The sequence below is a fragment of the uncultured Porphyromonas sp. genome, from assembly GCF_900541275.1.
GTDB lineage: Bacteria > Bacteroidota > Bacteroidia > Bacteroidales > Porphyromonadaceae > Porphyromonas_A.
Genome location: NZ_UQJH01000030.1, coordinates 1 through 9,899, shown reverse-complemented (window position 1 = coordinate 9,899; position 9,899 = coordinate 1). Strand labels below are relative to the sequence as shown.

9 protein-coding genes are annotated in these 9,899 nt (G+C 55.3%); all 9 read left to right on the top strand.

Going from position 1 to position 9,899, the window contains the following annotated elements:
* Window positions 1–184 precede the first annotated feature (184 nt).
* The 9 genes from QZR17_RS07815 (at window position 185) to QZR17_RS07775 (ending at window position 9,406) form a co-directional block, all read left to right on the top strand.
* Window positions 185–445, top strand: a complete 261-nt coding sequence (locus QZR17_RS07815; RefSeq protein WP_006045139.1) for a hypothetical protein — start codon at window positions 185–187, stop codon at window positions 443–445.
* A gap of 628 nt (window positions 446–1,073) precedes the next feature.
* The gene (locus tag QZR17_RS07810) at window positions 1,074–3,566 is read left to right on the top strand and encodes a DNA translocase FtsK (RefSeq protein WP_297129640.1); all 2,493 of its coding nucleotides are present in this window, start codon (window positions 1,074–1,076) and stop codon (window positions 3,564–3,566) included.
* A 15-nt stretch (window positions 3,567–3,581) separates the two neighbouring features.
* On the top strand, window positions 3,582–4,223 hold the full coding sequence (locus QZR17_RS07805; RefSeq protein ID WP_297129639.1) for a LolA-like putative outer membrane lipoprotein chaperone: 642 nt from the start codon (window positions 3,582–3,584) through the stop codon (window positions 4,221–4,223).
* Between the two features lie 7 nt (window positions 4,224–4,230).
* Entirely contained in the window at window positions 4,231–5,187 is a 957-nt protein-coding gene (gene trxB / locus QZR17_RS07800) for a thioredoxin-disulfide reductase (RefSeq protein WP_296160614.1), read from the top strand.
* A complete protein-coding gene (locus QZR17_RS07795) occupies window positions 5,187–5,558 on the top strand; it encodes a YccF domain-containing protein (protein ID WP_296160610.1) in 372 nt (123 codons plus the stop codon). The genes trxB and QZR17_RS07795 overlap by 1 nt, the downstream gene beginning before the upstream one ends.
* Window positions 5,555–6,427 carry a glutamate racemase gene (gene murI, locus QZR17_RS07790; RefSeq protein ID WP_296160606.1) on the top strand — a complete coding sequence of 291 codons (873 nt, stop codon included), beginning with the start codon at window positions 5,555–5,557 and terminating at the stop codon, window positions 6,425–6,427. The genes QZR17_RS07795 and murI overlap by 4 nt, the downstream gene beginning before the upstream one ends.
* Window positions 6,424–7,386, top strand: a complete 963-nt coding sequence (locus tag QZR17_RS07785) for a transporter (RefSeq protein WP_297129637.1) — start codon at window positions 6,424–6,426, stop codon at window positions 7,384–7,386. The genes murI and QZR17_RS07785 overlap by 4 nt, the downstream gene beginning before the upstream one ends.
* 346 nt (window positions 7,387–7,732) lie before the next feature.
* A complete protein-coding gene (locus QZR17_RS07780; RefSeq protein WP_297129636.1) occupies window positions 7,733–8,755 on the top strand; it encodes a M23 family metallopeptidase in 1,023 nt (340 codons plus the stop codon).
* Window positions 8,756–8,953: 198 nt separating this feature from the next.
* Window positions 8,954–9,406: a VTT domain-containing protein gene (locus tag QZR17_RS07775; protein WP_297129643.1), complete on the top strand. Its 453-nt coding sequence runs from the start codon at window positions 8,954–8,956 to the stop codon at window positions 9,404–9,406.
* The last annotated feature ends 493 nt before the right edge of the window (window positions 9,407–9,899 follow it).

Below are 9,899 nucleotides of genomic sequence, written 5' to 3'. Positions count from 1 at the left end.
GTGTACACTCTCAGGTCTTAATCCAATGACCGGTATACAGTCCTAGTAATATTCAATCAACTGTGTACTTTTTTCAGGAATCGCATACCTCATGTGAATTTTGAAACACTGAAGCCAAATCCCAACAAACCTGGAAAGATGATGGTTGATCAAAATTATCATGTTTTCATAACCGAATAATAGAATGAAAAAAGTCACATTAAATGTTCCGAATTATTCCCCTGATACCGGAGTGGCACTCAATTGGGAAGGTAATTTCACAATTAAGGTCTCCGATATAAATGGGAGCGTCTCAATTGAGGCTAATACCGAGGGATTAGTTTCTTTAGCAAATCACTTGCTAAATTTATCCCAATCATCGGTTCCTATAGGAACTCATCTTCATCTTGATGAGTACAACTCTCTTGAAGAAGGATCTTTAGATTTAATAATCGAAAAGATTTGATTCCAATAAGTCTGTTTATGGGTCTGACAACACGATCCATAAACAGATTTATTGTTAAATCAAAATCTGTTTACCTTTCCTATACTTATACTATATGTAGAATCTAACGCCTTGTTGTTGTGAACGTTAGCGTCAATATATATATACAGGCTTTCGTCGCGGAATATTTATCTGGTTGCAACGCCTCTCAGAACCGTATCGGTAGATTGATGCTCCGCGAGGACGGAACAGGTGCCATTGAGTATTTCTATGGCAAGATTGGCGAGGTGACGAAGACCCGCCGCACGATGATTGTGCCTAACCAGGCGATAGCAACCTACGTGACGCAATGGACTTACGACAGTATAAGCGTACCAATATATGCCACGACCCCTTGCGGGTCGCCGAGAGGAGATGGATGCTCGGCGACCCACAAGGGGTCGAGGGGGTTGGGATGGGTTGCTGTACATCGGTCACCGCTTCGCGGATGACCGATGCCTATGGAGCGAGCACCCCGGCAGGGGTGCTTCCTTCTCTGCTGTAAGGCTCAGATGCGTCACCCCTGCTAAGATAGGTGGAGGGGTGGTTAGGTCTCTCCGTTTTCGTTACTTTTGCAGGTGCGGGGAGTGTATGACCCCGGGCTTTATCAGTGAAGAATTTTACCATAAACAAGGCCTCCTCTCCCGGCAGCAAGAGCGGGGAGCCAACGGCAAAGCGTAGCAGTAGACGTAGCCAGGGGAAGGGAAGCTTCCTCCAGCAGATACTTCCGCAGAGGGGAGTACCTGGTGACCTGTGGCGCTTCATCGCCGGGGTCACCCTATTCTTCCTTGGGCTTTTCTTAGTCTACAACTTCTTCTCGTACTTCGTCACCGGAGCGGAGAATCAAAGCCTGCTCCTGGGGCAGGACATAACCGCAGAGGAGGCGGCACAGCGGATACAGGGGCACGGCGGGATCACCGGCTTTGCGCTGATGAATACGCTGGTGAACGAGTGGATCGGACTCGGGCTGATCTTCCTCCTGTACCTCATCTTGATGATGGGGGTGTGGATCACGCTGGTGATGCGGGTCTCGTGGATCCGCAAGATCTGTCTCTGCATCAGCGCAGCTCTCTGGACCTCGGTCACCCTCGGTCTCATGCCGGCGGAGTGGACGGACGGGTGGTTTTTCCTCCCGGGAGGGGTCTTTGGGCACGAGGCGGCAAGCTTCCTCACGCTCCATATAGGCCTGGTGGGAGCAATCCTGCTGATGAGCTTTCTCCTGATCCTGCTCGTCGTTATCTCCTTTGGCTCCCTGATGCAGCGCTACAGCACTTTCTCCAAGCAACGTAAGGCGAAAAATGCCCTCCTCGAGGAGGAGGAGCGGGCGCATATGGCTGAGGAGGTGATCCCGGAAGCAGAGGAGGTGCCTGAGACGGAGGAGAGTGACGAGGAAGTCGTGGACGATGACCCGACTCCGGCGGAGCCGATCCCCGACCTCTCTCTCGAGCCAAGGACAAGCGCTACCCCCAACCCGTCTACGCCCGGGGCAGAGGTGAGCGACATCGAAGTACATGACGCACGGAGGACGGAGGACGAGCCGGCAGACCCCTCTCTCACCACCGCACAGCAGCTGGTGCGCGCTCAGGGCGAGTACGACCCGACGCGCGATCTCGCAGACTACCACTACCCCACCCTCGACCTGCTCAAGGACTACAGCAGCGATGATGGGGAGATCGATATGGAGGAGATCAATGCAAATAAGCAGCTGATCCTCGAGACACTCAAGAGCTTCCGGATCGAGGTCAATAAGATCTCCGCTACCGTCGGACCGGCAATCACACTCTACGAGATCGTCCCTGCTGCAGGGATTCATATCTCCCGCATCCGTAGCCTGGAGGATAATATATCGATGAGCCTCTCCGCCCTCGGCATCCGCATCATCGCACCCATCCCCGGCAAGGGAACCATAGGCATGGAGGTGCCTAATAAGCGACCGCAGATCGTCAGTATGCGGGGCGTGCTTGCGTCACCAGCCTACCGAGAGACGACGATGGAGCTCCCGGTGGCTCTCGGTCGCACGATCACGAATGATGTGCTGCTCTTTGACCTCGCTAAGGTGCCTCACCTCCTCGTGGCGGGCGCCACGGGACAGGGAAAGTCGGTCGGGCTGAATGCGATCATCATGTCCCTGCTCTACAAGAAGCATCCCTCGGAGCTGAAGTTTGTGATGATCGACCCGAAGATGGTCGAGTTTAGCATGTACTCCCGGGTGGAGAAGCTCTTTATGGCAAAGATCCCGGACGAGGATCAGGTGATCATCACCGACACGAAGCGCGCCGCCGATACCCTTACCTCTCTCTGTCAGGAGATGGATGACCGGTACGAGCTGCTAGCGGCCGCCTCCTGTCGAAATATTGTGGAGTACAATAAGCGATTCAGGAACAGAGAGCTAAACCCCGAGAACGGTCACCGCTTCCTGCCCTACATCGTCCTGATCATCGACGAGTATGGCGATCTGTTGCTGACCGCTGGTAAGGAGATCGAGCTGCCGATCACCCGCCTGGCTCAGAAGGCGCGCGCCATCGGCATCCACGCCATCATCGCGACCCAGCGACCCACGGCGAGCATCATCACCGGTGCGATCAAGGCAAACTTCCCCGGCCGACTCGCCTTCCGCGTCACATCGCAAGTGGACTCCCGCATCATCCTCGATGCGAGCGGGGCCAATAGGCTGGTCGGCAAGGGAGATGCGCTCTACCAGTCCGGCACAAAGCTGACCCGCGTGCAGTGCGCCTTTGTCGATACACCTGAGGTGAATGGAGTGGTAGACTTCATCGGTGCGCAGCGAGGATTCCCAACAGCCTACGAGCTGCCGGAGGTGAGCCAGGACGGCGAGGGCGGTGCTGCCGGTGGAGACGGTTCGATAGACCCCAACGAGCGGGACAATCTCTTCGACGTAGTGGCAGAGCGCATCGTGGCCGAGGGACGTGTCTCTATCTCGCTGATCCAGCAGCTCTTTGCCATTGGATACAACCGTGCTGCACGGCTCTGCAACCAGCTGGAGGCGGCAGGCATCATCAGTAAGCCGGACGGGCGCGGCTCGCGCGATCTCCTTGTGACGACACAGGAGCAGCTCGAGCGGATCCTTCATCCTGAAATCTAAGATACAGTGCATATTATGTCATATTCATCAACCCACATACTCTTTTGGCTCCTTTTCGTCGTGTTCTGCGCCACCAATGCAAAAGCACAGACGACAGACCTACTCGACAAGACGATAAGTCAGCTTGAGGCTAAGAAGGGGCTGCAGGTAGACTTCCGGATGACCCTCGAGGATGCGACGACAGACTGTAAGTACTACGCAGAGGGACGGCGCTTCTACTATGACTCCGAGGAGGTAAAGGCGTGGTACGATGGGACGGATCTGTGGGTCTATATCCGGCAGAGCGGAGAGGTCAATCTCTCCACCCCGCACAAGGAGGATCTGCTGGAGATCAATCCACTGCTCAATCTCGAGAGCGTCAGGAAGAACGCCTTCTCCATCACTAAGAAGAAGGAGGGAAAGAATACCCGAGTCACTGCGGTGCCACGCAAAAAGGGGAAAAATCGATACGACGGCTCGCTCACCAAACTCGAGGCACTGATCGCACCCGACGGGCGCCCTATCTCCCTTCGGCTGGAGGAGAAGGGGCTCATGGAGCCGGTCCTGATAGAGGTGACACGCTTTGAGGAGGGGGAGTTTAAGGAACTAAAGGATAAATCATTTTTTAGATACACTCCCGACAAAGCCAAGGGAGCAAAGCTGATAGACTTAAGATAACACCGATATGAATACAGAAAAGAATACCCAGACAGACATCCTGATCATCGGCTCCGGCCCGGCGGGATATACCGCTGCCATCTACGCTGCTCGCGCCAACCGCTCACCCATCATCCTGGAGGGACTGCAGCCGGGCGGACAGCTGACGGAGACGACCTCGATAGAGAATTTCCCCGGCTACCCCGAGGGTGTGGGAGGCTTCGAGATGATGGATGACCTGCGCAAGCAGGCTGAGCGCTATGGGGCTGAGGTCCGCTCCGGACTGGTCTCACAGGTGGACCTCAGCAAGCGACCCTTTGTCGCCACGGTGGATGGTGAGTATACCATCACAGCCAAGACGGTCATCATAGCCACCGGCGCCTCCGCCAAGATGCTCGGACTGCCAGAGGAGAAGAAGTATATGGGTGCCGGCGTGAGCGCCTGCGCTACCTGCGACGGTTTTTTCTACAAAGGGAAGACCGTTGCCGTCGTCGGTGGTGGAGACACCGCTTGCGGTGATGCGATCTATCTCTCCAGCCTGGCGAAGAAGGTCTACCTCATCGTCCGTCGAGATGAATTGCGTGCCAGCCAAGTGATGCAGGATCGGGTCCAAGAGACGGAGAATATCGAGGTGCTCTGGAAGCATCAGACAGAGGGGCTCTTCGGGGAGCCTACCGTGCAGGGAGCGAAGCTTGTGATCAATAAGGGCGAAGCTGACGAGCAGCGCACCGAGATCGCGATCGATGGCTTCTTCGAGGCTATTGGACATAAGCCCAATACGGACTTCTTAGAGGGGCAGCTGAAGCTCGATGAGCATGGATTTATCCTCACGAAGGATAGTGGCGACCCGGCGACAGAGATTGAGGGGGTCTATGCCGCCGGTGATGTAGCCGACCCGGTCTATCGTCAGGCTGTATCTGCCGCCGGCATCGGCTGTCGTGCCGCCATCGCTGCGGATAGGTTTCTTAAGATGAGAGGAGAGTGATGAAGATCATAGGGAATATTATCTGGTGGATCTTCGGGGGACTCGAGACCGCCATCGGCTATATGACTGCGGGGCTCGTGCTCTGCCTGACGATCGTGGGGATCCCCTTTGGCTTTCAGCTCTTCAAGATCGCCGCTGTAATGGTTTTCCCCTTCGGAAGCAAGGTGAGCGAGTCAACAGGAGGGCTGGGGAGTACGATTCTCAATATCCTCTGGTTTATCCTCGGAGGTATCTGGATCGCCCTCACGCACTTTCTCTTCGGGATACTCCTCTGCATCACGATCATCGGGATCCCCTTCGGGAGACAGCACTTCAAATTTGCCGGCATAGCACTTCACCCCTTCGGGCGTGACATAGAGGTGGGCTTATGACGACGGGCAGGACACCGACACCTTTTCCCTTCATGGAGGCTCCGATCGGGGTCTTCGACTCAGGTTATGGTGGGCTGACGATCCTTCGCTACCTGCGCAAGTTGCTACCGGAGTATGACTTCCTCTACCTCGGTGACAATGCCCGAGCACCCTATGGGAAGCACTCCCTCCCGACGATATACGAGTACGCACGCGAGGCGGTGTCGCATCTCTTTGCCTGCGGCTGCCCGTTGGTGATCATCGCCTGCAATACGGTCTCCGCCCATGCGCTCAGGCTACTGCAGCAGATCGATCTCCCCACGAGCAGTGACCCCTCCCGTCGTATCCTCGGCGTCATCCGCCCGACGGTGGAGCGTCTCGGGGAGCTGACCCGAAACGGCCACGTGGGGATCCTCGCCACACCGGCAACGGTGAAGAGCAATACCTACCTGCTGGAGGTGAATCGGCTCCACCCCGAGATACAGCTTACACAGCAGGCGCCCAAAATGTGGGTCTCTCTCATCGAGGGAGGCGAGTATCAGGCCAATGAGGGGGTCAATTACTTCGTGCGACGCAATATCGAGGAGCTGCTGCGGAAGGATCCGAGGATCGACACCATCCAGCTCGCCTGCACGCACTACCCGGTCCTGCTCCCTCGCATACGGGAGTTTGTCCGCGACGACATCGTGATCGCAGAGCAGGGTATGATCGTGGCCGAGTCGACGCAGAATTACCTGCTGCGTCACCCAGAAATGGAGCGGCGACTGAGCAAGAATGGGATCTCACACTTCCTCACTACAGAGGAGGATGGCGAATTTGCGGAGATGGCTGGGCTCTTCCTCCACGCACGACTGGCGGAGGATATGATCGACCAGGTACAGCTAACGTGAGCGCGGACATCAGCACGACCATCCAAAGGCTCCTCAAGGAGTATGGCCTCTTCGGGAGTATCCTCTTAGGCATCATCGCCTACCGACCGCTGTCCGTCCTCAGCCCGATGATCCCCTACGTGCTGATGACCATGCTCTTCTTCACCTTCTCACGGATCGCACCGAGAGACATTCGCCCAAGACCGATCCACCTGACCCTCATCGTGACTCAGATTGCGCTGGCTCTCGGAGGGTACTTCCTCGTGCGGTACCTGCCGGTGCCTTTTGCTGAGATTTACGCCCAGGCGGTGCTGATGTGCTTCCTCTGCCCCGTGGCAGCTGCGGCACCGGTGATCGTGGGGCTCCTCGGTGGCTCCATCGCCATCGTCACCTCGTATGTGGTGATCAATTGCCTGAGCATCATCATCACCGGTCCTCTGATCCTCGGCTGGCTGGGGCATCCCCAGGGGACTCTCCTGCAGTCGATGGCACACGTACTAGTGGGCGTACTGCCGATCGTGATGATCCCTCTCCTGACTGCCTTTGGGATCCGCTGGAAGCTCCCCTCACTGCACGCCAAGGTACGCTCCCTCTCCTCCGCCTCCCTATATATATGGATCTTCCTGCTCTCACTCGTCATCGCCAATACCGTCCACTTCGTTGCGCAAGAGCGCCAAGGCGTGGCTACGATGATCATCGTGCTGGTGCTGATAGGTCTCGTCACCTGCACTATTCAGTACGCAGTCGGCAAGGCAATGAGCAGAAAGGTACTCGGTGAGAGCGTCACCATCGGTCAGGCACTGGGGCAGAAAAACTCCTCCATCAGCATCTGGATGATCCAGGCGTACCTCAACCCTATCGCCTCCGTCTCGCAAGCCGCCTACTCTATCTTTCAAAACATCTTCAATGCCCTCCAGGTGATACGACACGATCGGCAGCAGGTCCGTGAGCAGCGACGCAATCATAAATCAATGGCGTGAACTCCCAATGGTGCTAAAAAGTGCTTAAAACGCTGAGAAAAGGAGTAATCTCTTGTGCCAAGCTAAGAAATAATTCGTACCTTGCGCCTTGTAAGAGTTCACTCTTTCGGGAAACTGTTGTCCGTGTGAGCCGACTGTAAGCGTACGGGGCCACTGTGACGATGAGCTTTCGTAATAAGAAACGAGAGGGGGGACTCATGTGGAAATTGTGTTTTATATCTTCTCCTGTCTCTTCCTCCGGAGTTGACATGGTCTTGGCGCCCCGTCTGTATAGATGTGGACGATGAGAGCACGCCAAAGCTTGAGGGGGTCTGAGGAGAGGGTGTCAACTTTCTTTTATTACAGAATGAGTACAACCAGCTCCCTTCTTCGGAGAGCGGTAGCTGTCGGACTCCTGCTCGTCACGTGTGCCTTTGGTCATGCACAGCAGAGTAACCGACCGGCAAAGCACCACACCCGGAAGTCCACTGAGGTCGTCACTAAGGACGCGGACAAGAAGAATGGAGCAGCCGCACAGCTGCTCGCCTCTAACCTCAACTACAGAGACACCACCCTGGTCACCAACTTCGCTAAGGCGATCAATGAGTCTCTCAATTTGGACGAACTGACCGAGGAGGATCTCCTATACCCCTCTGTCGATCTCTATGGCGAGGAGTCCTGGAATAACTCCCTCAACCCCCTTCGCGGGGCTTCAGCAGCCATCCCCTCACGCTACGAGATCAGTCTCAAGGAATTTGTCTACCCGCTGGACGGCATCCGTCGCATCAATAGCAGCTACGGCTATCGTCGTCGCTTCCGTCGTATGCACTACGGTGTCGACATTGACCTCAACCGCGGAGATACTGTCCGCGCCACCTTCTCCGGTCGCGTGCGACTGGTAGATGTCGATGGTCGTGGCTATGGTAAGTATGTGGTGATCCGCCACCCGAATGGTCTTGAGACCCTCTACGGACACCTCTCCAGACAACTGGTGAAGGAGAATGCCGTCGTCCGTGCTGGCGACGCGATCGGTCTCGGCGGTAGCACCGGGCGCTCCACTGGCCCGCACCTCCATTACGAGACACGATTCATGGGCATTGCGCTCAATCCTCAGCAGCTGATTGACTTCGCCAGCGGCGCACCTCGCAATGAGATGTACGTCTATGCCAAGGGGCGCTCTACACGAAGCAACTCGACTAGCCAGTACAGAGCGAGCAACACAAAGACAAGAGACAACTCCTTCAAAACCTACCGGGTCCGCAGGGGAGATACATTGTCACAAATCGCTACGAAGACAGGCACCTCAGTTGCCAAGATACGCCGGCTCAATCCGAAGCTTCGCAGGAGTAGCATGATCCGTCCCGGGGACGTGATCCGCGTCGGTGCGTGAGATAGCCTCACAAGCAACACATATCATCAGAGACTCTCGGTGTGTATCACACACTGGGAGTCTTTTTTGATGCTCCTATATAGTGTCCAACGGAAGGGCGTATACGAAAGTCATAGGAACACACGTGACAAAAGGGAGCCATTGGATTCATTATAGGTACATTTGTAACGATAAACCATTACATTGGTAGGAAACATCGTGCTTGACTTTCTCGTTAATTACGGTTACATAGGCGTCTTCATAGCCGCATTCTTAGCCGCGACCGTACTTCCCTTCAGCTCCGAAGTTGTCTTTGCAGGGGTCTTGGCAAGTGGGGCGACCTACTCTACCCTGATCATCGCAGCGACCGTCGGGAACAGCTTGGGAGGGATGACCTGCTACTGGCTCGGCTCACTCGGCAAGCTCGAGTGGCTCGAGAAGTACTTCAGGATGAAAGAGGAGCAGATCCAGAAATGGGTAACTAAGATCCATGGCCGAGGGTCGTGGGTGTCGATATTTGTGGCACTACCGGGTGTGGGCGACTTTATCGCAGTAGCTATGGGATACCTGCGAGCCAACGTATGGGGCGTACTATTCTGGATGACCTTGGGGAAATTTATCCGCTACGTCGTAGTCGGAGAAGCAGCAAAAGCAGCCCTCAGCGCACTGTAAAGCCAGCCACCTAACACCCTTCCCCATACCTAGCCATACACCCTGACTATCTGACGACAAAGAGCGGCCTCAGCATCCTCTTGCCATCTATACAGTCCCCAATCCATTGAAGTCTATTATAGACAGGGTATAGTCCATACAAAATAGCGCACTCGCAGCCTACTACGCCAAGTCTCTCTACCTATATAAGCCAATAGTGGCATCCGTACACACGTCAGGATCGCAAGCAATCAGTCAACCCAAAACTGTCGCCCCTCGTGTAAGTAACGTCCACTATAATCACTTAATCCGGCACAATAGCTCCTATCACTAAACTGCCACGATAGAGAAGAATAAACAATAAAAGAGACCCGACACATCCGACTGGTCCGACTCGTCCGACTCGCTAGACCGGAGCTCACGATGTGACACAAAAAAGAGAGGAGAGACCGGACACGTGTGTGTCTGATCTCTCCTCTCAAAAAGACGGCGGCTACCTACTCTCCCTGCGTAC